The 24,754-nt window shown below is 58.3% G+C and carries 17 protein-coding genes; 5 read left to right on the plus strand and 12 right to left on the minus strand.

Annotated features, from left to right (window positions below):
- Positions 1-2 precede the first annotated feature (2 nt).
- Complete coding sequence (locus tag CPPEL_RS03635) at positions 3-1,550, minus strand: glutamate synthase subunit beta (RefSeq protein ID WP_123959863.1); 1,548 nt, start codon at positions 1,548-1,550, stop codon at positions 3-5.
- Complete coding sequence (gene gltB / locus CPPEL_RS03640) at positions 1,550-6,145, minus strand: glutamate synthase large subunit (RefSeq protein ID WP_123959864.1); 4,596 nt, start codon at positions 6,143-6,145, stop codon at positions 1,550-1,552. The genes CPPEL_RS03635 and gltB overlap by 1 nt, the downstream gene beginning before the upstream one ends.
- 476 nt (positions 6,146-6,621) lie before the next feature.
- On the opposite strand from gltB, the gene CPPEL_RS03645 reads away from it, so the two are divergent.
- From CPPEL_RS03645 to CPPEL_RS03655, 3 genes are all read left to right on the plus strand, one after another.
- Positions 6,622-7,488, plus strand: a complete 867-nt coding sequence (locus CPPEL_RS03645) for a hypothetical protein (RefSeq protein WP_123959865.1) — start codon at positions 6,622-6,624, stop codon at positions 7,486-7,488.
- Positions 7,489-7,576: 88 nt separating this feature from the next.
- On the plus strand, positions 7,577-8,926 hold the full coding sequence (locus CPPEL_RS03650) for a Na+/H+ antiporter family protein (protein ID WP_123959866.1): 1,350 nt from the start codon (positions 7,577-7,579) through the stop codon (positions 8,924-8,926).
- A 203-nt stretch (positions 8,927-9,129) separates the two neighbouring features.
- Positions 9,130-9,336 (plus strand): CsbD family protein, encoded by a 207-nt coding sequence (locus tag CPPEL_RS03655; protein ID WP_123959867.1) that lies wholly within the window; start codon positions 9,130-9,132, stop codon positions 9,334-9,336.
- A 175-nt stretch (positions 9,337-9,511) separates the two neighbouring features.
- Here CPPEL_RS03655 and CPPEL_RS03660 read toward each other — a convergent pair whose 3' ends face one another.
- Positions 9,512-10,534: a PTS sugar transporter subunit IIC gene (locus CPPEL_RS03660; RefSeq protein ID WP_123961206.1), complete on the minus strand. Its 1,023-nt coding sequence runs from the start codon at positions 10,532-10,534 to the stop codon at positions 9,512-9,514.
- 500 nt (positions 10,535-11,034) lie between these two features.
- On the opposite strand from CPPEL_RS03660, the gene CPPEL_RS03665 reads away from it, so the two are divergent.
- Positions 11,035-11,310: a YrhK family protein gene (locus CPPEL_RS03665; protein WP_123959868.1), complete on the plus strand. Its 276-nt coding sequence runs from the start codon at positions 11,035-11,037 to the stop codon at positions 11,308-11,310.
- 79 nt (positions 11,311-11,389) lie between these two features.
- Here CPPEL_RS03665 and glnA read toward each other — a convergent pair whose 3' ends face one another.
- Positions 11,390-12,826: a type I glutamate--ammonia ligase gene (glnA, locus tag CPPEL_RS03670; RefSeq protein ID WP_123959869.1), complete on the minus strand. Its 1,437-nt coding sequence runs from the start codon at positions 12,824-12,826 to the stop codon at positions 11,390-11,392.
- A gap of 166 nt (positions 12,827-12,992) precedes the next feature.
- Between glnA and CPPEL_RS03675 the strand changes: the two genes are divergently transcribed.
- Positions 12,993-13,508, plus strand: coding sequence for an RDD family protein (locus CPPEL_RS03675; protein ID WP_123959870.1), 516 nt, complete (start codon positions 12,993-12,995; stop codon positions 13,506-13,508).
- Between the two features lie 84 nt (positions 13,509-13,592).
- On the opposite strand, the gene CPPEL_RS03680 is transcribed toward CPPEL_RS03675, so the two are convergent.
- The 8 genes from CPPEL_RS03680 to CPPEL_RS03715 form a co-directional block, all read right to left on the minus strand.
- Positions 13,593-14,369, minus strand: coding sequence for a DUF4191 domain-containing protein (locus CPPEL_RS03680; RefSeq protein WP_123959871.1), 777 nt, complete (start codon positions 14,367-14,369; stop codon positions 13,593-13,595).
- 32 nt (positions 14,370-14,401) lie between these two features.
- Complete coding sequence (gene lipA / locus CPPEL_RS03685; RefSeq protein ID WP_123959872.1) at positions 14,402-15,457, minus strand: lipoyl synthase; 1,056 nt, start codon at positions 15,455-15,457, stop codon at positions 14,402-14,404.
- 45 nt (positions 15,458-15,502) lie between these two features.
- On the minus strand, positions 15,503-16,255 hold the full coding sequence (gene lipB, locus CPPEL_RS03690) for a lipoyl(octanoyl) transferase LipB (RefSeq protein WP_123959873.1): 753 nt from the start codon (positions 16,253-16,255) through the stop codon (positions 15,503-15,505).
- Between the two features lie 103 nt (positions 16,256-16,358).
- Entirely contained in the window at positions 16,359-16,751 is a 393-nt protein-coding gene (gene gcvH / locus CPPEL_RS03695; protein WP_123959874.1) for a glycine cleavage system protein GcvH, read from the minus strand.
- Between the two features lie 48 nt (positions 16,752-16,799).
- Positions 16,800-17,906, minus strand: coding sequence for a glycine cleavage system aminomethyltransferase GcvT (gene gcvT, locus CPPEL_RS03700; RefSeq protein ID WP_123959875.1), 1,107 nt, complete (start codon positions 17,904-17,906; stop codon positions 16,800-16,802).
- A gap of 12 nt (positions 17,907-17,918) precedes the next feature.
- The gene (gene gcvP / locus CPPEL_RS03705; protein WP_123959876.1) at positions 17,919-20,738 is read right to left on the minus strand and encodes an aminomethyl-transferring glycine dehydrogenase; all 2,820 of its coding nucleotides are present in this window, start codon (positions 20,736-20,738) and stop codon (positions 17,919-17,921) included.
- 165 nt (positions 20,739-20,903) lie between these two features.
- On the minus strand, positions 20,904-23,048 hold the full coding sequence (gene sucB, locus CPPEL_RS03710; protein WP_123959877.1) for a 2-oxoglutarate dehydrogenase, E2 component, dihydrolipoamide succinyltransferase: 2,145 nt from the start codon (positions 23,046-23,048) through the stop codon (positions 20,904-20,906).
- 192 nt (positions 23,049-23,240) lie between these two features.
- On the minus strand, positions 23,241-24,740 hold the full coding sequence (locus tag CPPEL_RS03715) for a leucyl aminopeptidase (protein ID WP_425453812.1): 1,500 nt from the start codon (positions 24,738-24,740) through the stop codon (positions 23,241-23,243).
- Between the last annotated feature and the right edge of the window lie 14 nt (positions 24,741-24,754).

The raw sequence follows: 24,754 nt of genomic DNA on the forward strand, positions 1-24,754 counted from the left end.
TGCTAGGCGCGAACGCTCAAAGGCTGCTTCTGCGGGGTCACCGCCACAGGCAACGCCGTTTCGCCCATGAGGTCGGCATCCACCGCGGCGGCGCAGGCACGGCCCTCGGCGATCGCCCAAACGATCAACGACTGCCCGCGCCCATTATCGCCCGCCACATACACCGGCGGCTTGAAACCCGGGAATAGCGGCTTGATCTGCGCGCGGTACTCGAAATCGCGCACCATGCGGCCGCGCTCATCAAAAGCCACGCCCAGCTCGTGGGTCACTCCGCCACGCTCCGCGCCGCTAAAGCCCAGGGCCAACAGCACCAGGTCGGCGTCCATTTCAAAGTCTGTGTCCTCGATGGCCTCGCGCCGGCCGTTTACCACCTGCACCTCATTGGCGCGCAACTGCTGCACGCGGCCGTCGTCGCCGTGGAAGCTCACGGTATTGACGTTGTACACGCGATTACCCAGGGGCGTACCGAGCTGACGGGTAGCCAGACCAAGTGCTTCAATCTCGGCGGCGGACTCATCGCCGCTGATCACATACTCACCCTCCTCGTGCGCGGTGGCGGTGCGATACACCAGCGGATACATCGGCCACGGGGTAGAAGCTGCGCGGTGCTTCGGCGCCCGCGGGCGAATATCAAACTGCGTCACGCTGGCAGCGCCCTGGCGCAAGGCGGTACCAAAGCAGTCTGTACCAGTATCGCCGCCGCCGATAATCACAACCTTCTTGCCCTTGGCACTAATCGCCGGGGTATCCGTATCGCCTTCGCACACGCGGTTTTGGAGGTTGAGATACTCCATCGCCGGGTAAATACCTTCGAGCTCGCGCCCTACAACGGGAAGTTCGCGCGGGATTGGTGTGCCGGTGGCGAGCACCACGGCGTCGTAGGCGTTCAGATCGGCGGCGGTGGGGGACACGCCAGTGCGGAATTCGGTGCCCTCGGCGCGCATCTGCTCCAGGCGACGATCAATCCAGCGGTTTTCCATCTTGTACTCCGGCACGCCATAACGCATAAGCCCGCCGAGGCGATCATCGCGCTCGTACACCGTTACCGTGTGGCCTGCGCGAGTAAGCTGCTGGGCTGCCGCCAGACCGGCAGGGCCAGAACCTACGACCGCCACGCGCATACCGGTATCAAGGGTGGGAGTAATGGGCTGCACCCAGCCTTCTTCAAAGCCGCGCTCTGCAATAGCCAGCTCCACGTTCTTGATGGTCACCGGATCATCATTGATGCCAAGCACACAGGCACCCTCGCAAGGTGCTGGGCACAGCCTGCCAGTAAATTCCGGGAAGTTATTGGTGGCATGGAGGCGATCGAAGGCTTCGCGCCAGCGATCTTGGCGCACCAGGTCATTCCACTCAGGGATGATGTTGCCCAAAGGGCAGCCTTCGTGGCAAAACGGCACGCCGCAATCCATGCAGCGGGTTGCTTGACGCTCGATCTGGCCTTCGGGTGCAGCCTCGTACACCTCGGAGTAATCCATCAAGCGCAGCGGCACAGGACGGTGCGCTGGCTCTTCGCGGTCGAACTTCAGAAATCCTTGTGGATCAGCCATTATTTCACTGCCTCCATAATCGCTACGTTGACGTCCCTGCCCTCGGCAGTGGCCGTTTCGATCACGTCCAACACCTTGCGATACGGTGCGGGCACAATCTTGATAAAGTCATCCGGCTTCAGATCAAGCTGCCTACCAGTGGCCTCAGCGTGCGCGGTGAGCAGCTCGCTGATGGTCTCGCGGTCTTCGCTGAGAAGCTCCTCGATGCCATTGGCAACATCCGGGTTCAGCTTGGATTCCAGGTGCTCTTGTTTGCGTAAGTAAGCGATGCCGCCGGACATGCCAGCGCCGAAGTTATCGCCCACCTCGCCTGTAATTAACACCATGCCGCCGGTCATGTACTCACAACCGTGGTTACCAATGCCTTCAACTACTGCAGTGGCACCGGAGTTACGAACACAGAAGCGCTCGCCCACAGAACCACCAATCAACAGCACACCACTGGTTGCGCCATAACCCACCACGTTGCCGGCAATAATGTCTGGGTTATTTTCCAATTGCTGCGGTGCATCTGGGTGCGGGCGAACCACGATCTGGCCGCCGGAAAGGCCCTTGCCCACAAAGTCATTGGCATCGCCGGTGAGCTTTAGCGTCATGCCCTTCGGAATAAACGCGCCGAAGCTATTGCCAGCAGAACCGGTGAAGTTAAGTTGCAAGGTGTGATCCGGCAACCCGGCGGCACCGGCGGCGCGGGTAATGCGCGAACCCGTCATCGTGCCCACCGAGCGGTGCACATTGGCAATGGGGTAGTGCAGCTCGATGTGGGGATTTTCTCCAGCAGCCATCCATGCCGGTGCACTAGCAGAGCTCTTTGCTGCAGCAGCGTCGATCGTCAGCTGCGTATCGGCAATGATCTGGTTATCCAGTGCCTGCTCCAAGGAGTGTTCCTGCGACTTCGTGCAACGCAGATTCTGGTTGCGGAAGTGCTGGGATTCAACGCGCTGGAAAATCGGCGAAAGATCCAGCTTGCCAGCGCGCTCGGTGGCAGCTTCCTCAGTCATGCGCAGCACCTGTGCTTGGCCTACGGCCTCGTCAATCGAGCGGAAGCCAAGCTGGGCTAGGTACTCGCGAACCTCTTCGGCAATGAAGGTAAAGAAATTCACCACATGCTCGGCGCGGCCGGTGAACTTCTTACGCAGCTCCGGGTTCTGCGTGGCAATGCCCACCGGGCAGGTATCCAGGTGGCACACGCGCATCATGATGCAGCCTTCAACCACCAAGGGGGCGGTGGCAAAACCGAACTCCTCTGCACCAAGCAGTGCTGCGATGACCACGTCGCGGCCAGTCTTAAGCTGACCATCGCATTGGACGCGAATACGATCGCGCAGGCCATTGAGCAGCAAGGTTTGTTGCGTTTCTGCCAAACCCAGCTCCCAGGGACCACCTGCGTGCTTTAGCGAGGTCAGCGGAGATGCACCAGTGCCACCATCGTGGCCAGACACCAACACCACATCGGCGTGAGCCTTCGACACACCTGCCGCCACGGCACCAATGCCTTGCTCGGCGACGAGCTTGACGTGGATGCGCGCATCAGGGTTAGCGTTTTTCAGGTCGTGGATAAGCTGCGCTAGATCCTCGATGGAGTAGATATCGTGGTGCGGAGGCGGAGAGATCAAACCAACACCAGGGGTGGTGATGCGAACCTCTGCCACCCAGGGGTAGACCTTGTGCGGAGGCAGTTGGCCGCCCTCGCCAGGTTTTGCACCCTGCGCCATCTTGATCTGAATATCGGTGCAGTTACTCAGGTAGTGGCTGGTAACACCGAAACGACCCGAGGCCACCTGCTTGATGGCAGAGCGCTTCCAATCGCCGTTGGGGGCTACATCGAAACGGGCTGGATCTTCGCCACCCTCACCGGAGTTAGACATGCCACCTAAGCGGTTCATGGCAATAGCCAGCACCTCGTGAGCCTCAGCCGAGATCGAGCCATAGCTCATGGCACCCGTGGAGAAGCGTTTCACGATATCTGCCACCGGCTCCACCTCATCCACCGAGATCGGCTCGCGATCAGAGGCAAACTCGAACAGGCCGCGGATGGTGGCAAGGCGCTTGGATTGATCATCCACCTTGCGGGTGTATTCCTTGAAAATGTTGTACTGGCCAGTCTTGGTGGCGTGCTGCAACTTAAAAATGGTTTCGGGGTTAAACAGGTGGTATTCGCCTTCTCGACGCCACTTGTACTCACCACCTAAGTCCAATTCACGGTGTGCATGCTCCTCAGGGCGCGGCAGGAAGGCACCACGGTGGCGCGCACGAACATCATCGGCAATATCTTCAAGGTCTGCGCCCGAAATGGGCGAATGTACCCCGCCGAAGTATTCATCCAGCAACTCTTGATGCAAACCGGTGACGTCGGCAAGCTGAGCACCACGATAGGAAGCCACCGTGGCAATACCCATCTTGGACATCACCTTCAACACACCAGAGGTAGCGGCCTGAATGTAGTTGCGGCAGGCCTCATCCAAGCTCAGCTCACCCAACTGGCCTTTCATGCGCAGCTCATCGATGGTTTCAAAGGCCATATAGGGGTTGATGGCATCGGCACCGAAGCTGATCAGCATTGCCAGGTGGTGCACCTCGCGGGCATCGCCGGACTCGATCACCAGCGATGCGCGGGTGCGGGTGCGCTCGGCCACGAGGTGCTGGTGCACTGCCGAAGTAAGCAGCAAGGAGGGGATCGGGGCGAAGCGCTCATCGGATTCGCGGTCTGAAAGCACAATGATCGACTTGCCTTGGGCAATGGCCTCAGAAACTTCTCGACGCACGCGCGCAATCGCTTCACGCAACCCAGCACCGTGATGGGCCACCGGGTACAAACCAGAGATCACGGCAGCGCCGAAGGTAGGCCAATCGCCATCATCATTGGCGTGGATCAAGGTAGCCAGCTCGTGGTTATCAATGATGGGGCGATCCATGTGGATGCGCCGCGCTGCCTCAGCATCGGGGTTAAGCACATCGGATTGTGCTCCCAGCAGGGTGAACATGCTGGTGACAGGCTTTTCTCGTATCGAGTCAAGCGGAGGGTTGGTCACCTGCGCAAAGCGCTGTGCAAAGAAATCGAACAGCATGCGTGGGCGAGCAGAAAGCGCTGCGATCGGGGTATCAGAGCCCATGGAACCAATGGCCTCAGAAGCCTCGAGCGCCATGGGGCGGATGATCAGATCGACGTCTTCTTCAGTAATGCCGAACACGCGCTGGCGCAATACTGCACGATTGTGGGGCATGTACTCATAGCGGGTCTGGGGTAGATCCTTGAGGTGGACGAAGTTCTGCTCGATCCACTCGCCATAAGGCTCAGCCGTGGCCAGTTCGCGTTTGATTTCTTCATCTTCAATCACGCGGCCCTGGGCAGTATCAACCAAGAACATCCTGCCAGGCTGCACGCGGGTGCGCTTGACAATCTTTTCGGGGGCGATATCAAGCACGCCGGCCTCCGAGGCCATGACCACCAGGCCATCGTCGGTGATCCAAATGCGGCCGGGGCGCAGACCATTGCGGTCTAGGGTGGCGCCAACGAGGGTGCCATCGGTAAAGGCAACGGCGGCCGGGCCATCCCAAGGCTCCATCAGGCAGGAGTGGTACTCATAGAAATCGCGCAGCTCAGGTGCGATCTCTGCATGTTCCCACGCCTGGGGGATGGTCATCATCACCGCGTGCGGCAGGCTGCGGCCACCGAGGTGCAACAGCTCGAGTGCCTCATCAAAGCGAGCGGTATCTGAGCCGGTGGGAGTACAAATCGGCAGCACGCGATCCAAGGAACCAAGCTGCTCCGAGCGGATCAGAGATTCGCGCGCACGCATCCAGTTCTCATTACCGCGCACGGTATTGATCTCACCGTTGTGGGCCACCAGGCGATAAGGGTGAGCCAAAGGCCAAGCCGGGAAGGTGTTGGTGGAAAAGCGCGAGTGCACCAGGGCAATGGCACTGCTGAGGCGAGGATCGCGCAGATCGGGATAGAACTTTGCCAACTGCGGGGTGGTGAGCATGCCCTTGTACACGATGGTGCGGGCGCTGAGCGAGGGGAAGTAGACCGTTTCCTCACCATTTTTGGTGCCAAGCTCACGCTCGCAGCGCTTGCGAATAAAAAACATCACGCGGTCGAGTTCGATGCCGCTTAAAAGCTCGGAGTCGGACTCTGCATCAGAGGGTTGAGCAACCTCGATAAACACCTGGGCGAAGCTCGGCATGGCATCAAGTGCCATCTTGCCCAACCCTTCAGGGTTGGTGGGCATATCGCGCCAGCCGATTACGCGGGCGCCTTCTTCCTTGGCGATGGCCTCAATTTCGCGCTTGGCGTCCAACATGGCCATGCGAGCCCTGGGTAAAAAGGCGATGCCAGTGGCATAGCTGCCAGGTGCCGGCAAATCGAATTCGCAGACCTCGCGATAGAAAGCATCTGGGATCTGGATCAAGATGCCAGCGCCGTCACCTGTGTTTTTCTCTGCTCCAGCAGCGCCACGGTGGTCGAGGTTGACCAGCGCCTGAATGGCGTGATCGACAAGCGTTCGTGATGCCTCGCCGTGCATATTCGCCACGAAGGCCACACCGCAGGCATCTTTTTCGTGTTCTGGGTTGTACAAGCCGATAGTGCGCATGGAAACCTCTGCTACTGGTGCGGATATTTATCTGTTACTCAACAGGTAAATGATAGCTTCGCACAAATCGCCTGCATGCGCGAGGTGACACGGGGGTGTAGCGCAGAGGATTTGGCCATTTTTTCTCACTGCAAGCCAAGGTTTTGGAGCCAATGAACAGTTTTGAAGCAAGCGGGGAAGAGGACAACGCTTCTAGCTTTCAGACGTGTGCAAAGCTTCCAGATGTGCGCAAAGGGCAATCCGGTTGGTGTGTGGGGCGCGGAAAAGCATTATTGGATCCAAACGCCCAGGAGTAGGCTGCAATGTGTTGTAGCCCGGCACCGGCCGAAGGCTCGGTGGTGACCACATGGCTCAGCGGTGACCACAAGGCTCGGCACCGCCCGAAGGCTCAGCGGTGCACGTGGTGGCGAGCGCATCTGCGACGCGATCCCCAATGATCCAGGTAGCAAATACTCCAGAAAGCAAAAGAGGCTGTGATGATTCCTTCCATTCAAACGCTCGGTGCTTATCGCTCAACGCGCGTAGCGAGCGTGGTGCTTGCAGTAGCGCTTCCTTTTGCTGCAGCGCCCATGGCTCAAGCGGTAGAAGTGCCAATCAATGGCGTGCCTGATCGCACCCAGATCACGGTGCAGACCCCCGTGGGAATTCATGCATCCACCCCGAATGCGGATGAGTCGCGCCCTGCGCTATCGCTTTCCAAGCTCTACTTGGGCTACTGGGTACTCCACCACGGTGCTCCAGAGGATAAGGCCAAGGTGGAGCCGATGATTCGTTTTTCTGATGACCGCATCGCAAGCGAATTAGACGCAACCTACCCCCAAGCAATCCCTGAAGTGATCGCCCAATTTGGCCTTGGGCAAACCCATTACAACGGCTTCTGGGGCAATACCACCACCTCGACCAACGATATGGCGCGCTTTTTGCAGGCCATCGCCTTGGATCCGGTTGCTTGGCCTTTGATCAATGGCATGCGCACGGCTGCTCCTGTGGCGGCTGATGGGTACCGCCAAGATTATGGAACAGCCACCCTCCCTGGCATTTGGGCTACGAAGTTCGGTTGGTCCGATGATTGTCAAAGTGTGCACGCCACGGCCAGCTTTGGCCCAGGCTTCGTGGTGGCCGCGAATACTTTTGGCCCGGCACCGCAACTTACTCAAGACGTCCAGCAGGCTTTAAGCGCTCAGGCGCTTCTAGGCCAGGGATCTTCTACCGTGTCAGCGGTGCCCCTGTGGTCCGTGCGTGATCAGTTAAGCGGGGTAGTGGACGCCTCGGTGCTTTCGGGGCTCGCCGATAGCGTGCTTGTTCCCACGGTGGTGCTTGATGCGCTGTTGCCACGTGGCTAAGCCTGATCCGGCGTAGCGCTCGCGCCTGCTAACCCCACGAGGGGTAAGAATCTGGAATATGCGCCTTAGTGGATTAAATTTATAAAGCATGAATGCTGTCCTGATCGCAGTGGTGGTCATGCTCGTGCTGGCCCTGCTGCGCGTCCACGTTGTAATTTCCCTGTTCCTCGGCGCGCTCGTCGGTGGCCTGCTCTCTGGTTTGGGCATTGACCAAACCATGATTGCTTTTGAAGATGGCCTAGCCGGTGGTGCAAAAATTGCCTTGAGTTATGCACTGCTCGGCGCTTTTGCCATGGCGGTATCCTCTTCTGGTTTACCGCAGCTTCTGGCGGATTGGATCATGGATAAGGTCGGGGTGACCTCCGAAGAAACCAGGTCGCGGGCAGCCTCGCTAGCAAAATGGCTCATGCTTGCCGGCATCTTGGCTATGAGCGTGATGAGCCAAAACCTCATCCCGGTGCACATCGCGTTCATCCCGCTGATCATCCCGCCGCTTTTGGCCGTGATGAATAAGCTACGCATCGATCGTCGCCTCGTTGCCTGCGTGATCACCTTCGGCCTAGTCACCACCTATATGTGGATCCCCTTGGGCTTCGGTTCGATCTTCCTCAACGACATCCTGCTTGGCAATATCCAACAAGCCGGCATGGATACCGAGGGCATTAACGTGCTGCACGTCATGGCCATCCCAGCGCTGGGCATGGTGGCAGGTCTGCTCATCGCTGTGTTTGTCAGCTACCGCAAACCAAGGGATTACCAGACCATCGACATTGCCGCTGGTGTGGAAACCCAATCGGTGTCTCGCTATAAGGTGATCGTTTCCATCATCGCGATCATCGCCACCTTTGGTGTGCAGGTGTGGATGCAGGCGATTGGCACCGAGGCTGATTCGCTGTTGATTGGTGCCTTGGTTGGCCTTGCCATCTTTATGGGCACAGGCGCTGTGCACTGGAAGGCCGCCGATGATGTGTTTAGCCAAGGTATGCGCATGATGGCGCTGATCGGCTTTATCATGATCACCGCCCAGGGCTTTGCCTCGGTGATGAAGGCAACCGGCGAGGTTGAATCTTTGGTCACCGCTTCTGCCAACCTCGTTGGCGACTCTAAGGGGCTCGCTGCCTTTGCCATGCTCCTGGTCGGCTTGGTGGTCACCATGGGTATCGGATCTTCCTTTTCCACCTTGCCCATCATCGCCACGATCTATGTGCCGTTGTGTGCAACGCTTGGCTTTTCTCCAGCGGCTACGGTTGCCATCGTTGGCGCCGCAGGTGCGCTTGGCGACGCAGGCTCGCCCGCATCAGACTCCACACTCGGCCCCACGGCTGGTTTGGATGCCGACGGCCAGCATGACCACATTCGCGATACCGTGATCCCCACGTTCTTGCACTTCAACCTGCCTTTGCTGGCCTCTGGTTGGATCGCTGCCATGGTGCTGTAAACAGATTTAGCCGTATTGCAAAATAGTAACGGTTGCCTTGGAACTTCCTTTGAACGAGGCTGAAACCATGCGCCTTGCGCTATAGTTGTGTGGCAGCGGAACACGGTGCCCTAGGGCACACTCACTGCTTTAGAGGCGAGAGCTTCTGAGCAGCCGGGCGTTTCGCACATACAGAATTTCAGTATAAAAATTAGGAGGATCTCATGGGCGATTTCGAAAACAAGGCTGAGGATCTCGGCGGCAAGGTCAAGGAAGGCTTCGGCGAGGCTACCGGCAACGAAGACATCAAGAACGAGGGCAAGGCCGACCAGGTTAAGTCCGACGTGAAGGAAGCTGCTGACAATGTCGGCGAGAAGGTTAAGGAAGCTGCCGACAAGGTAATCGGCGCTTTCAAGGGCGACGACAAGTAAGCCATTATCAGAGCTAAAACCTTCAGCTCCAACCCCCGCTTCGCAACCGCGAAGGCGGGGGTTGTTTTTGTGCCACTCCCGAGCACTCGAGCCCCCGCATCGTGGTGAGGGAGGGTCGTGCAACGCCAAAAAAGCCCCGCAACATCGGTTGCGGGGCCGCAGCGCTTGAAGGCTGTTAGATGAAGCTCAGGCGGTAGTGATCAGGGCGGATTAGGCCTGCGCGCTGGAAGATGCGAACAAACACAATCGAGCACAGCAGTGGCAGTACAACGAAGATGCCGATGATGATCAAGATATTGCCAAAGCTCCAGCCCCAGCCTTCAGCATTCAAGGCGGTAACCGGGCCTACCAAACCGGAGATGCCGAAGCCCGCGGAAATCGGAGTGCCGGCAATGCCGAGCCAGCCACCGATAGCGCCCACGATGGCCGAGCTGCACAGGATAGGCAGGAAGTTCAAGGGGCGGCCCATGATATTGGCCATGTGTACCTTGGGTGAGCCGATCACGGGCAATAGGGAAGCTGCCACGGGGTTTGCTCGCCAACCGGCAACGCACACGCCAAAGGCGGCGCAAACGCAACCGAGGTTCGCGGTACCGGAGGCAATGCCGGAGAGGAAGATGGCGGTGGCAATACCCACGGTAGAAATGGGGCTTAGAATCAAGAATGCGAAGACGACGGCCATGATCATGCCCATCAAGATGGGTTGAAGGTTGGTAGCCCCCACGATCACTTCACCGAGCCAAACGCTGAAGACCTTCACGGCCGGGTAGGTGATGATCCAGCCGATGCCACCGGCAACCACCACGACGATCATGGGCAAAAACAGCACCATGTACTGGCCTAGTTTGGGGCCGATGTATTTAGCAATGAGCACGCCAATGCCGGCGGTAAGTCCTGCATTGATCACGAGCCCTGTGCCTTGGAGGTGGAAGCCTCCATTGGGGTCTACCTGGGCTACGCCAGAGCCGAGGACGGATGCCACAGCAACGGTGGCGTTTTGGATTGGGTTGAGCTTGAATTGCATGCCCACCAAGAAGCCGATGATGGCCGGCAGCATGGTGGCAGACAGTGCGATGAGGCTTAGGAACGTCTGCAGCGACGGGAAGTGCGGAACGAGTGCCTTGAGTAGCTCACCAAGCAGGGCTTGGGGGACAAGGGCTACCACCACTGCAATGGAGATGCCGTTGAGCACCTTCATAATGAAGCTGCCCACGGTTTCTCTTTCCGGGGGAGTGGTGGTGGCGTCTGGATTCGCTACTGGTTGTTGGGGCTCCTTGGCCGCATTCGTCGCTGCAGAGGTCATAATTGCGTCATCTTTCATCCTTGAAGGCAGGGGTGTGGGACAAGACAGCGATGCTTCGTTGCCTTGAGGTAAAGGGGTGAAGAAATTTCCATTCCATTACCAGTACGGTGCAAAAATGTACCGGCTTATTTTGCTAAAACCTAACCGTATCCCCTGTCTGTGCACTTCCTCTTTGCCCACCTCAGAGATAGTGTTACCTAAGAAATCCGCGGAAATTTTTGGCTGCAAAATCCACAGGGTGCCACAACACTTGCGCAGGTACAGCGCGGTTCTCAAGCCTGTGAAAAATGGGGCGCAAGTGGTGTAGGTGGCCTCAATCGTTGGGTGTGTTTGGGCGCATTTTCTTTGCAAAGGTCGATGTGGTGTCCTTGCTCACGGCGTCTATGCTGTTGCCTATGCCAAAATTCTTTGATCCTCGCAATGCCCTCAAATCCAAGCAACACATGGAAGTTGCTGCGATCTATGAGTTGGCCTACACCATCGTCGATGTTGTCGCAGCGGCAACCTTCTTAATCGGATCGTTCCTCTTTTTTAGCGACCGCACCATGGTTGCAGGCACCTGGCTGTTTGTTATCGGTTCAGTACTATTCGGCATCCGCCCCTGCATCCGTCTGGTCAAGGAATACAAGCTGATGAAGATGGGCGATTTTGCCGACGCGGCAAATGCTTAAGGCCTCGGCACTGTAGGCCACATGGGGCAAATATGAAAAGGCGGCAAGCAGATGCTTGCCGCCTTTGTGTTGCTGCTTTTTAGCAGTCGTAGTACAGCTCGAACTCCTGCGGGGTGGGGCGCAGGCGCACGGGGGTGATCTCGTTGTCGTACTTCAGCTTGACGTAGGTATCGATGAGATCCTCGGTGAAGACGTCGTTGTCGGTGAGGAACTCGTGGTCTTCTTCCAGAGCCTTCAGCGATGCCTCAAGTGAGGTCGGTGCCTGCGGGATGGAAGCTGCCTCCTCCGGAGGAAGCTCGTAGAGGTCCTTATCCACCGGAGCGTGCGGCTCGATGCGGTTCTTGATGCCGTCGAGACCTGCCAGCATCATGGCAGCGAAACCGAAGTAGGGGTTGCCCGATGGGTCCGGTGCGCGGAACTCGATGCGCTTTGCCTTGGGGTTGGAGCCGGTGATCGGGATGCGCACGGCAGCCGAACGGTTGCGCTGCGAGTACACCAGGTTGATGGGAGCCTCGAAGCCGGGCACCAGGCGGTGGTAGGAGTTCAGGGTCGGGTTGGTAAATGCCAACACCGCGCCTGCGTGGTGGAGGATACCGCCGATGTAGTAGCGGGCGATATCGGAAAGGCCTGCGTAGCCGGACTCGTCGTGGAACAGCGGCTTGCCGTCCTTCCACAGCGACTGGTGGGCGTGCATGCCGGAGCCGTTATCGCCTGCCAGTGGCTTGGGCATGAAGGTGACGGTCTTGCCGTGCTGTGCCGCGGTGTTTTTGATGATGTACTTGAAAGACTGCAGATCGTCGGCAGCATGCAGCAGCGTATTGAACTTGTAGTTGATTTCCTGCTGGCCGCCGGTGCCTACCTCGTGGTGGAAACGCTCGATCTCGTAACCACACTGCATGAGGTTCTTCGTCATTTCGTCGCGAAGCTCAAGGGTCTGATCGTATGGGGGCACGGGGAAGTAGCCGCCCTTGAGGCGGGTCTTGTAGCCCAGGTTGGGCGTGCCGTCGAGCTGGGTGTCCTTGCCGCGGTTCCACCAGCCTTCTTCGGAATCTACTTCGTAGAAGCCGGTGTGGGCGTCAGTGGCGTAACGAACCTTGTCAAAGAGGTAGAACTCCGCCTCAGCGCCAAAGAAGCAGGTGTCGGCGATGCCGGTGGACGCAAGATATTCCTCTGCCTTGCGTGCCACGTTGCGCGGGTCGCGGGAGAATGGCTCGCGGGTGAAAGGATCGTGGACGAAGAACTTCATGTTCAACGTCTTAGATTTCCGGAAGGGGTCGATCTTCGCGGTGGCGAGGTCCGGCAGGAGGTTCATGTCGGACTCGTCAATGGTGGTAAAGCCGCGAACAGAGGAGCCGTCGAATGCGAGGCCTTCTTCGATTGCGTCTTCGTCGAGGATGTTCGCGGGGATCGAGAAGTGCTGCTCGATGCCGGGAACGTCGGTGAAACGGATGTCGATGAACTCGACTTCTTCGTCCTTGATGAACTTCAGTACGTCGTCAGCGGATTGAAATGCCACGATGTCTCCTAAAAGCCGCGGGCTTGTGCCGGGGTAGGTTGCGTTGTGCTTGCCCCAAATGGGGTTCAGGAAAGAGTCTAACTCAATTTTCTATCGACTGACTAAAATTCGCTTATTCCGAGTGCCTCACCCCCGAAATTCTGCCAAGAAGCTAAGGTGAAACTCTATGAATAGCCGTCGAAACACCCCCAAAGACGAATCGGATCACACGCCGCGACAGCCCAGAAGAAGCTGGCTCGACGGCCCACAGATCCCCTCACAATTTGATGCCGACAACACCGCTCGCTGGCCTGGTGAGCACCTCGGTTTACCTGCAAAAGGCCCGGGCTCCCTGGCTTCTGTGATGCGGCGAACCGGTGGGGTGTTTATCGACTGGTTCATCTGCCTTGCCATCGCCAATGGCGTTGTAGCCCTCACCAGCTCCCTCGGGGGTGTCGCCACCGTTACCCCCATGATCTACCTCCTGCTCGGTGTGATCTCCGTCTGGCTATTCGCACGAACCCCCGGCCAAGCCATCCTCGGCATGGGTGTTGCAAGGATTGACGCCGAAGCCCGAGTGAATTTCCTCCGCGCATTCGCTCGCACCTTTTTCACCCTCTTTATCTTCCCCGCAGTGCTTGTCGACGCCGACGGCCGCGGCATCCACGACCGAGCAACCGGTACATCCGTGGTGATGGGCTAACGCTCACTCCTTTCAGATGGCCTGGATAAAAGGCAAAAAAACTCCCGCCTCGATCCGAGGCGGGAGTTTTTCTTATGCGCTGTGTTAGCCGCGCTTATTGCGCTCAGCGGCGCGTCGAGCGGCACGATTCATGCCTGACATCTTGCCGCCGCCGGGGATGGGGCCTTTGGGCAGTGCCTGGCCGGAATTGACTGCATCCATGGCCTCAAGACGACCTGCGATCTGGTAGACCTCATTCTTCTTGTAGCGCTTGGGCATCTTCATCAGGTGGCGCTGCAAGTTCTTCAGCGGCACGGCATCGCCTTCATTGCCCACCATGACCACCTCGACGGGCACGCCGGGGACGAGCTTTTCAATGCGACGCTTCTGCTGCGCAATGAGGTTATTCAGGTGGCTGCGGTTGCCTTCGCCCACCAGCACCACACCAGATACGCCCACCACGCGGTGCAGCACATCCATTTGGCGGGTCATGGCAACACCGGTCTTGGTGCGCCAAGCAATGCCCATGCCGGAGCGAAGGTTCTCCAGCGCCCAGCCAGCGGCACCGGCTTGGCCATCGGCGCGGTCATAGACGCTATTTTGCAGGCGACGGCTAAACAGCCACATGGCCAGTGCTGCACCGAAGGCGAGGCCTACGATCAACATGAACCACTGGCCACCCCAGAGGGAGCCGAGCAGGAAAAAGACTAAGCCCATGCCCAAGAATGCGGCGAGCATGATCGGCACCAGCGCCTTATCTTGCTTGCGCTGCATCTGGAATGCCTGCCAGATCTGCTTACGCGTATTCTTGCGCTGCTCACGCTTAGCGCGCTTCTGAGCCTTCTTTGCGGCCTTGATGTCCTGTTTATTCGGGTCTGCCATGTTGAATAACCTTACAAGCTCACCTTGGATGCTTAGGAATTGGTGCGTGAAGACACCACTGGTGTGTCTTCAGATTTACCGTACTTCTGCAGCAGCGTCGATGCCTCCTGGGCGGTGGTGCCGTGTGCTGTTTCCGCCAAGTGGCTGAGGTGGCTTGGCAATTGCTCCCCACGGGATTCCAGTGCTTCGGCATACAGCTTGCCGGCACGATAGGAGGATCGAACCAAAGGCCCAGACATCACTGCGCCGAAGCCGATCTCGCGGGCATAATCGGCGTGCTCGATGAATTCCTCGGGCTTTACCCAGCGATCAATCGGGTGGTAGAGCGGGCCTGGGCGAAGGTACTGCGTGATGGTAATGATGTCGCAGCCTGCATCGTGGAGATCATCGAGTGCCTCGCGGATCTCATCTTGGGTTTCGCCCATGCCGAGGATCAGGTTGGACTTGGTTACAAGGCCAAAATCTCGTGCCTGGCGGATCACGTCGAGCGAGCGCTCGTATCGAAACGCCGGGCGGATCCGCTTAAAAATGCGCGGCACCGTTTCTAGGTTGTGGGCGAACACCTCGGGGCGCGCCTCAAATACTTCCTGCAGCAGATCGGGCTTGCCAGAAAAATCCGGCACCAGGTTCTCAACACCGGTGTGGGGGTTGAGTTGGTGAATTTGGCGCACCACCTCGGCATAGAGCCATGCGCCTTCATCTTCGAGGTCGTCGCGTGTCACACCGGTGATGGTGGAGTAGTTGAGCTGCATTTCGCGCACAGACTCCGCTACTCTTCGGGGCTCGTCACGGTCGAGTGGTTCAGGTTTTGCCGAGTTGATCTGGCAGAAGTCGCAACGACGCGAACAATTTGCACCGCCAATTAAGAAGGTGGCTTCGCGTGATTCCCAACATTCGTGGATATTCGGGCAGCCAGCCTCCTGGCACACGGTGTGCAGGCTTGCGCCCGACACCTTCTTTTTCATGTCCTGATATTCAGGGCCCGTTTTCACGGCAGTGCGAATCCAGCGAGGCTTGCTCTCAATTGGGGTCTGCGAGTTGCGAGCCTCAACTCTTAACAGTCTGCGTCCTTCAGGTGCTGTAGTCACCCCACGTACCCTACTCGTTGTGAGCAAAACGTGCCCACAGCCCTACTACCTGCGCTTTATGCCCTTGGTGGGATCAGGTGCTTGATCAAAACTATGATCAGCCACCTGCAATTCACCGGCGAGCGCACGGGTGATTTCTCGAATCAGCGGTTCCGTCATCGCTTCGGTGGTGATATCACGATCAAGCTCGGCGCTCATGGTGGTCACCCCTGCATCATCAATGCCGCAGGGAACGATGTGCTCGTAGTACTCCAGGGTGTTATTGCAGTTCAAGGCCAGCCCATGCATGGTTACTCCGCGGGTGATTCTGATGCCAAGTGCTGCGACCTTGCGGTGCTGTTGCCCATTGCTGCCGGGTACCCACACACCTGAGCGGCCGTCGATGCGCCCGGCAGTAGTGATGCCTGCCTGGCGCACGCTTTGAATCAGTGCCTCTTCAAGGCGTCGCACATAATCCACCACATCAACCGGTTCGGCCAGGCGAATGATTGGATACATCACCAATTGGCCTTGGCCATGCCAGGTGATTCGGCCGCCACGATTGACGTCGATCACCGGCAGCCCATTGCGGGGGCGATCCTCCGGCTGTGTTCTCTTCCCAGCGGTGTAGACATTGGGGTGTTCGAGCACCAAGAGCGTATCGCCGATGCTGTCTTGAGCCCTTTTGGCGGCAAGCTCTGTTTGTAAGTCCCATGCCTGCTGATAATCGACGGTGCCGAGCATGCGCACGTCGATAGGCTCGCTGGAGGCACGAATGGACTGGTGGGCTGGAAAGAAGGGATCCCGAGGTGCGCTCATGGGCATCTAGGGTACTCCTTTTGCCCACAGGCACCGAGGGGCAGCTAAAACAAAACACCGCACCTAAGAAAAAACTTGAAGGTGCGGTGCAGGGGCGCGGTTTCTAGTTCACGCCATTGGCCTCGGCATAGGCTTGAGCGTCCATGAGCTCGCCGGTTGATTCGACCTCGACTTCGAAGAGCCAGCCTTCGCCAAAGGGATCGTTATTGACTACCGCATAATCATTGTGGACTGCGTCGTTGACGGCGGTGACGGTGCCGGTGACAGGGGAGTAGAGATCGGATACCGATTTGGTGGATTCCACTTCACCGCAGGTTTCTCCTGCCTCGACCTGGTCGTCTACCTCTGGAAGCTCCGCAAACACCACTTCGCCTAGGCGATCAGCGGCAACGGAGGTGATGCCAACGCGCACGGTGGCGCCAACGGCTTCGTCGGCGGTGGCGTTGATCCACTCGTGGTCTTCTGAGTAAGAGAAATCTTCAGGCAAGTTCGACATGGGGTTTTCCTTTCCTACAGGTTTAGCTTTTCGACGTTGCAAGCAAGCTTATTGTTCTCTGCGATAAAAAGGCAGCGTTTGCACAACAAATGGCAACCTTTTGCCGCGGACATCGGCTTCGAGCTCGGTGCCTTCGGCGGTGTAGTCACGATCCACGTAGGCCAGTGCAATGGGATGGCCCAAGGTGGGTGAAGGTTGGCCGGAGGTGACCTCACCAACAAGCTGCTCGCCTGCATAGAGCTGTGCGCCCTGGCGCGCTGCGCGGCGCTGGGAGGAAGACAAACCCACAAGCTGGCGCTTCGGTTCCTCGGCACCAAGCAGAGCTTGTTTGCCCACGAAATCGCCATCTTTGTTCTTGGCTACCAAGACTCCAAGGCCAGCATCTGCAGGGGTGAGATCCTCATTGAGCTCATTGCCGTATAAGGGCATGCCTGCCTCAAGCCTTAAAGAATCACGCGCGGCAAGCCCGCAAGGTACGAGCTCGAATTCCTGGCCAATCTCGGAGATGGCCTTCCACAAATCCTCTGCTTCGGCACAGGGGATATACAGCTCGAAGCCATCCTCGCCGGTATAGCCGGTACGGGCTAGCAGCACGCGGTGTCCGGCTACCACCAGCCAAGTAGCGGCATAGTATTTCAATTCCTGCACGGTGGCTGCATCCTCGGGATCAACCAAGGCCTCAATCACTGCCTCAGCCTTCGGGCCTTGCACAGCAATCAAAGCGGTGTCGCGCGATTCGTCGACAAGCTCTACCTCAAAGCCCTCGGCGCGTTCCTGCAACGCGGCAACAACGGCCTCGGTATTGCCGGCGTTGGGCACCACGAGGAATTCCTGCTCGCCCAGGCGGTAGGTAATCAAATCGTCGATCACACCACCTTGCTCATTGACCATCATGGAGTACTTGGCCTTGCCCACGGCGATGGCCGAGAGCTTGGATACCAGGGCATAGTCCAAAAACGCCGCAGCATCAGGCCCAGTTACTTTGACTTCGCCCATGTGGGAGAGGTCGAACATGCCGCAGGTGTTGCGTACCGCGCGGTGTTCGCCAAGCTCAGAGCCGTATTTCAGCGGCATGTTCCAGGCGCCAAAAGGGGTAAAGCTTGCGCCTAATGCCTCGTGCACAGCGTGCAGGGGAGAGTGCAACAATTTGCTCATAGATTCATGCTCCTAACCGGTGCAGCAGAAATTGCGATCGCCATAGGCCTCGTCGAGGCGGCGAACGGGCGGGAAATACTTGGCTTCGCGCAAAGACTCAACTGGGTACACAGCCTCTTCACGCCCAAAGGCATACGGCCACTGATCAGCGCAGGCCACCTGCGCATTAAAGGGCGCGTGATGCAACATGGATTCCTCGTAGGCGGTGGTGCCGTTTTCGATCTCGGCGATCTCGGCGCGAATAGCTCGCATCGCTTGAATAAAGCGATCCAGCTCGGCTACGTCTTCAGATTCCGTGGGCTCAACCATCAAGGTGCCAGCCACCGGGAAAGAAAGCGTAGGGGCGTGGAAGCCGAAGTCGATCAAGCGCTTGGCCACGTCAGCGGCACTCACACCAGTGGCATCGCTGAGCGGACGCAGATCGAGGATGCACTCATGGGCCACCAAACCACCAGGGCCTGTATAAAGCACCGGGAAGGCATCTTTGAGCTCAGCGGCAATGTAATTGGCATTCAAAATGGCCGTGGCAGTCGCCTGCCTCAAGCCCTTGGCGCCCATCATCGCGATATATGCCCAAGAAATCGGCAGCACACCGGCAGAACCATAGCGAGCCGAGGCAATCGGTACGCCAGCATCACCAGGTGCAGGTTGGGCGGGGTCGGTGCCCAAAGGATCACTGGGCAGATACGGGGCTAAGTGCTCAGCCACACAAACCGGGCCAACACCTGGTCCGCCGCCACCATGAGGAATGGTGAAGGTCTTGTGCAGGTTCAGGTGCGAAACATCGCCACCGAACTCACCCGGCTGGGCAATGCCGGTGAGTGCATTCATGTTGGCGCCATCGATATAGACCTGCCCGCCGTGTTCGTGGATCTTCGAGCACACCTCGCGCACGCTCGCCTCGAACACACCGTGGGTGGAGGGATACGTGATCATGATGCCTGCTAGGCGATCACCAACCTTGTCAATCTTGGCCTCAAGGTCAGCCATATCGATTGAGCCTTCGCGGCCATCGTTATCCACCACAACCACGTCGAGATTGGCAAGCTTGGCCGAGGCCGCGTTGGTGCCGTGCGCCGAGCGCGGAATCAGCACCACGTCGCGTTGTGCCTCACCGCGGGCCACATGATAGCGGCGAATGGCCAACAGCCCTGCCAGCTCACCCTGGGAGCCAGCATTCGGCTGCACCGATACCTTGGCGTAGCCGGTAATGCGTTCCAGCCAGCCTTGGAGCTCTTCAATCAACGCGCGCCAACCGGCAGTGTGACGATCAGGCGCATAGGGGTGGATATTGGCAAAATTGGGCCAAGAAATCGGCTCCAAACCCGCGGTGGGGTTGAGCTTCATGGTGCATGAACCCAAGGGGATCATGCTGCGATCAAGCGCTAAGTCGCGATCAGAGAGCTTGCGCAAATACCGAAGCATTTGGGTTTCGGAGTGGATCGAGGAAAACACCGGGTGCTTCAAGGTGGGGTTGCTGCGCAAAAGGCTTTGAGGAATAGCCTGGCCTTCAGCCTTTTTGGCCTGCACGCCGAAGACTTCTGCCAATGCCTCCACATCGGCTGGGCTTGCAGATTCACCGAAGCTCACGCTTACCTTATCGGCGCCAATAGCGCGCAGCAGATAGCCGCGTTCCTCAGCGCTTTGGACAATCGCTTCCGCCTTGCCGGGGGTAAGCACCGTCACCGTGTCAAAGAAGTGCTCATGGGCAAGCTCAAAGTCGCCTTGTACGCTCGCGGCAAAATCGCAGGCACGAGCATGCACGCGCTGTGCAATCTGGCGCAAACCATCAGCACCATGCCAAATGGCATACATGGTGGCAGTAACAGCCAGCAGTGCCTGCGCGGTGCAGATATTGCTCGTGGCTTTTTCGCGGCGGATATGCTGCTCACGGGTTTGCAGCGCAAGACGTAAGGCAGGGTTGCCATCGGCATCGCGAGCAATACCCACTACACGCCCGGGAAGCTGGCGGGTGAGTTTGGAGGTAACTGCCATAAAGGCTGCATGCGGGCCGCCAAAAAACAGTGGCACACCAAATCGTTGGGAGGTACCAAAGGCGATATCGGCACCCAGGGTGCCTGGTGCTTCAAGCAGTTGCAGTGCCAAAAGATCGCAATCTACTGCCGCCAGTGCGCCACGGGAGTGGATATCTTCAATCGCGCGACGAATATCGCTGAGATCGCCCTCAGTACCCGGATAGGCGAGGATTACACCCACCAGATCTTCACCAACCAGGCCGTGAGTGATGTCGCTGATCTCCACTTCCAAGGCCAGGGTGCGTGCGCGTTCGGTGGCAACGGCCAACACCTGCGGGTGCAGGCGTTGGTCGAAGATGATGCGCCTGCCCTTTCGGCTCACGCGCGCCATCAATGCCACGGCTTCTGCTGCCGCGGAGGCCTCATCCAGCAGCGAGGCGCCGGCAACAGGAAGGCAGGTCAGCTCGCTGACCATATTTTGGAAGTGCAGCAAAGCCTCAAGGCGGCCCTGGGAGATTTCAGGCTGGTACGGGGTATAGGCGGTGTACCAGGCCGGTGACTCGAGCACGTTGCGGCGAATCACCGGGGGAGTGGAAGTTTCGTAGAAGCCCTGGCCATAGAAGGGCTTGAGCGCAACGTTTTGATCGGCATAGCTGCGCAACTTAGCCAGTGCTTCGTCCTCGCTTAAAGGCTCCGGCAATTCGAGTGCTTGGCTGTGGATGTCTTTTGGCACAGCCGCCTCGATCAGGGCCTCAAAAGAATCGAAGCCCAGGCGCTGCAGCAGTTCGCTGCGTTCATCGGCAGTGGGGCCGATGTGCCGGGCTACGTAGGGGGAATAGTGTGCGGGTGAACCCATGAACCTACCTTCTTCTCACTCCACGATATGTAGTGACCCCCGTCATTATAGGGGAGTTCGGGTGTATTGGTTCACCAGTTCAGGCCCGCTGAGGCTGAATAAAACACAAACACCCCACGACCTGCCCGCTTGGAGCGGGGGTGGTGGGGTGTAGTGATGAAGCGCTTAGAGATCCAGATCGGCTTCGAAGTCGCCGGTTTCCAAACGATCCTTAATGGTGGCGGTAAAGCGACCAGCGTCTGCACCATCAACGATCTGGTGATCGTAGGAGAAGGGCAGGTAGCACATCTGGCGAATAGCAATAGCGTCCACGCCGTGCTCGGTCACAACCACGGGGCGCTTCTGAATAGCGGCGGTACCCAGGATGCCGGCCTGTGGCGGCACCAGGATCGGGGTATCAGACAATGCGCCCTCAGAGCCAATGTTGGTGATGGTGAAGGTAGCACCGGAGAGATCCTGTGGCTTGAGCTTGTTGTTGCGGGCCTTATCGGCGAGCTCAACAATGGCCTGGGCCAATTCGGGCAGAGTCTTTTCCTGTGCCTTGTGAATCACCGGGGTAAGCAAACCACGAGGGGTGTCTACGGCGATGGCCACGTTCACATCAGCGTGGTAGGTCATTTCCTTCGACTCAGCATCGTAGGAAGCATTCACGTTGGGGTGGCTGACCAAAGCCTCAACCGTTGCCTTGACAAAGAAGGGCAGGTAGGTGAGGTTGACGCCGTACTTTTCCTTGAAGGCAGGCTTTGCGGTCTTGCGCAGCTCGGCCACCTTGGTCACGTCGACTTCCTGCAGGTGGGTGAGCTGAGCGGAAATCTGCAGCGCTTCCACCATCTTCTTGGCGGTGATCTCACGGATACGCGAGACCTTCTGCGTGGTACCAATCAGCTCGGCCTTGGCGGGATCAACCGACTTGGTAGACCAGTTAGCGCGCTCGCCCTTCGGTGCTTCCTGGGTCTGGGCAGCAGACTCTTGCTGCTCTGGCTTGGAGCCTTCAGCAGCAGCCAGCACGTCCTGCTTGCGGATGCGGCCACCGATGCCGGTGCCCTCAACGGAGTTGAGATCCACGCCGTGCTTTTCAGCCAGCTTGCGTACCAGCGGGGTTACATAAGGAACCTTGCCGGAAGTAGCGCTTTCCTTCTTGGAATCCTCGGCCTTTTCTTCAGACTTCGGAGCTTCCTTCTTGGGCTCCTCAGCCTTCTTTTCAGGCTTTGCTTCTTCCTTCTTGGGCTCTTGCTTGGGCTCTTCAGCCTTTTCTTCGTCCTTGGAATCCTGCTGCTTTTCGCTCTTTTCCTCGGACTTGGCTGCGCTTGGATCGCCAACGCGCACGATCACGTCGCCCACGTCTACCGTCTCGTCTTCCTCGGCGAGGATCTCCAAGATGGTGCCTGCCACGGGGGAGGGAACCTCGGTATCGACCTTGTCGGTGGATACCTCAAGCAGTGCCTCGTCTACCTCGACGGTGTCGCCAACAGACTTCAGCCACTGGGTGATGGTGCCCTCGGTGACGGACTCGCCAAGCTCAGGCATGACCACATCGGTGGCTTCACCGCTGGCCTCGTCGCTGGAGGCAGAGGAGTTGGAAGACTCTGCTTCTTCCACCGTGTCGTTGTCTTCCTTGTTCTCGGCTTCTTGAATAGCCTCTTCGGAAGGAACATCGCGGTCTTCTTCGGCAACGTCATCCGAGTCATCGGAGTCATCAGAGCCTGCTGCATCGGCGTCACCGATGCGAACGATAACCTCGCCCACATCCACGGTGTCGTCTTCTTCGGCCAGGATCTCCAAGATGGTGCCGGCCACGGGGGAAGGAACCTCGGTATCAACCTTGTCGGTGGATACCTCAAGCAGCGGCTCGTCTACCTCGACGGTGTCGCCAACGGACTTCAGCCACTGGGTGATGGTGCCCTCGGTGACGGACTCGCCAAGCTCAGGCATAGCCACATCGGTGCCCTTGCCAGAGGACTTCGCTGCAGGCTTTGCTTCTTCTTTTTCTTCAGCCTGATCCTCAGCAGGCTCTTCAGCCTTGCTGTCTTGAGCGTCCTCGTCCTTGGACTCGTTATCCTCGGAAGCTTCATCGGCATCACCGATCACGGCGATCACGTCGCCGACATCGACCGTGTCGTCTTCTTCGGCGCGGATTTCTAAGATGGTGCCGGCTACGGGGGAGGGAACCTCGGTATCGACTTTGTCGGTGGATACCTCAAGTAAAGGCTCGTCTACCTCGACGGTGTCGCCGACGGACTTCAGCCACTGGGTGATGGTGCCTTCAGTGACGGATTCGCCAAGCTCAGGCATCTCTACGGAGTGCGCCATGTGTTTAGACTCCTCGAAAGTTTGCAAAAATGAACGTATATACCTTCAGACAGTACCGTGTTTTGGCCATGAATGTGACCTTGGCCAAGGCGCGCGTGAGCCGTCACCACGGTTGAAGCTCACGCTTTGGCGTCGCCGGCATCATTGTCTGCTGCCTGCCAGGAACAATGCCGGCAATAACGCCACCAGCGCCTAATCCTTGTGGGAATTCGCCAGCGTCTGAAGGGCTGCGATAAAGGTGCGCACGGGAACGCCGGTACCACGCTTGGGGGTGTAGCCGTGGGCGCTGCTGGAGTAGCCAGGGCCTGCGATATCGAAGTGCACCCATTGCACGTCTTCACTCACAAAGTGGCTCAAGTACCAAGCGGCCACCATCATGCCGCCCTTGCGGTCGCGGGAGATGTTTTGCAGATCAGCCACTGGGGATTTGATGGCCTCGCCGAGTTCTTCTGGCATGGGCATAGCCCAGGCCTGTTCGCCGACGTTTTTGCCGGTATCGGCCATGAAGTCGCAGAATCCATCAGAACCCATCACGCCGGCTGTGCGATCGCCTAGAGCCACAAGCTGCGCGCCGGTGAGCGTTGCCACCTCCATGAGGTATTCGGGCTCGTCTTCGCAGGCGCGTGCGATGGCATCGGCAAGCACCAACCGGCCTTCGGCGTCGGTGTTGAGAATCTCAGAGGTTAAGCCACCGTAGTGGCGGATGACATCGCCTGGACGATACGCCGAGCCGCCAGGCATATTTTCTGCCAGAGGAATGGTGGCGGTGACCTCAATGTCGATACCCAGGCGAGCAGCAGCAATGATGGTGCCCACCACGGCCGCGGAGCCGCCCATATCGGAGATCATGTCGTCCATATTGGCGCCCGGCTTGATGGAAATTCCGCCGGTATCGAAGGTGATGCCCTTGCCCACCAGTGCGACACGGTGCTTGGGGTTTTCGGGCGACCAACGCAGACGAACCAGGCGAGGCTTGCGTGCAGATCCACCGCCGACGGCCACGATGCCGCCGAATCCTTCTGCTTTGAGCTGCTCAAAATCCAATACCTCTACCTCAAGGTCGAAGGCCTCGGCGTAGGAGACGAGCTCATCGGCATAGGTTTCGGGGTAGAGCGCGGAGGAAGGCGTGTTCACCAAGTCGCGCGCAAGCATCACAGATTCGGCGGTGATTACTGCCTGATCGAATACTGCTTGATCGTCTTCATCGCCAAGGAAGCTCAACAGCTCCACCGGGGCCTTGCCGGATTCCTTGGAGCGAACGCCAGTGAAGTGATACGCGCCGAGCAAGAAACCCTCAACGGCAGCCTGCATACCGAAGGCACCGAGGGTCACCACAGCGTGACGAACCCCAGCAAGCGAACGAGCAGCAGCACCGCATGCACGACGCAGGGACTCATCGCTGAGTTCTTCGGCCTCACCTAAACCAACGCCGAGTAAGAAATCAGCGTCGACGTTTTCGGGTGCGGGCACGCGAAGCAATTCACCCTCGCTGCCCTTGGCACCCAGAGCCTCGAAGGTGGCCAGCAAACTGCGCGACGTTGGGGCGTCGAAAAGCTCCGATACTGCAAGTTCGATGGAATCTTCCGCCGAAAACAGTGGAACCACAATGGCGTTGCTGCCCTGAGGCAAAGAAGAAAGCAGCTCAGCATTGCTTCGGCTACCGGTGGCTGGGAGGTTGGTGGAAATAGTCAAGAAAATGCACCTTT

The sequence above is a fragment of the Corynebacterium pseudopelargi genome (assembly GCF_003814005.1).
Lineage (GTDB): Bacteria > Actinomycetota > Actinomycetes > Mycobacteriales > Mycobacteriaceae > Corynebacterium > Corynebacterium pseudopelargi.

Coding starts and splice junctions, on each gene's coding strand:
- CPPEL_RS03675 (WP_123959870.1), top strand. CDS start 12,993: ATGAATAGCCGTCGAAACACCCCCAAAGACGAATCGGATCACACGCCG.
- CPPEL_RS03635 (WP_123959863.1), bottom strand. CDS start 1,550: ATGGCTGATCCACAAGGATTTCTGAAGTTCGACCGCGAAGAGCCAGCG.
- gcvP (WP_123959876.1), bottom strand. CDS start 20,738: ATGGGTTCACCCGCACACTATTCCCCCTACGTAGCCCGGCACATCGGC.
- sucB (WP_123959877.1), bottom strand. CDS start 23,048: ATGGCGCACTCCGTAGAGATGCCTGAGCTTGGCGAATCCGTCACTGAA.
- CPPEL_RS03680 (WP_123959871.1), bottom strand. CDS start 14,369: ATGGCAGACCCGAATAAACAGGACATCAAGGCCGCAAAGAAGGCTCAG.
- CPPEL_RS03655 (WP_123959867.1), top strand. CDS start 9,130: ATGGGCGATTTCGAAAACAAGGCTGAGGATCTCGGCGGCAAGGTCAAG.
- gltB (WP_123959864.1), bottom strand. CDS start 6,145: ATGCGCACTATCGGCTTGTACAACCCAGAACACGAAAAAGATGCCTGC.
- CPPEL_RS03665 (WP_123959868.1), top strand. CDS start 11,035: ATGCCAAAATTCTTTGATCCTCGCAATGCCCTCAAATCCAAGCAACAC.
- gcvT (WP_123959875.1), bottom strand. CDS start 17,906: ATGAGCAAATTGTTGCACTCTCCCCTGCACGCTGTGCACGAGGCATTA.
- CPPEL_RS03660 (WP_123961206.1), bottom strand. CDS start 10,534: ATGAAGGTGCTCAACGGCATCTCCATTGCAGTGGTGGTAGCCCTTGTC.
- CPPEL_RS03650 (WP_123959866.1), top strand. CDS start 7,577: ATGAATGCTGTCCTGATCGCAGTGGTGGTCATGCTCGTGCTGGCCCTG.
- lipB (WP_123959873.1), bottom strand. CDS start 16,255: ATGAGCGCACCTCGGGATCCCTTCTTTCCAGCCCACCAGTCCATTCGT.
- gcvH (WP_123959874.1), bottom strand. CDS start 16,751: ATGTCGAACTTGCCTGAAGATTTCTCTTACTCAGAAGACCACGAGTGG.
- CPPEL_RS03645 (WP_123959865.1), top strand. CDS start 6,622: ATGATTCCTTCCATTCAAACGCTCGGTGCTTATCGCTCAACGCGCGTA.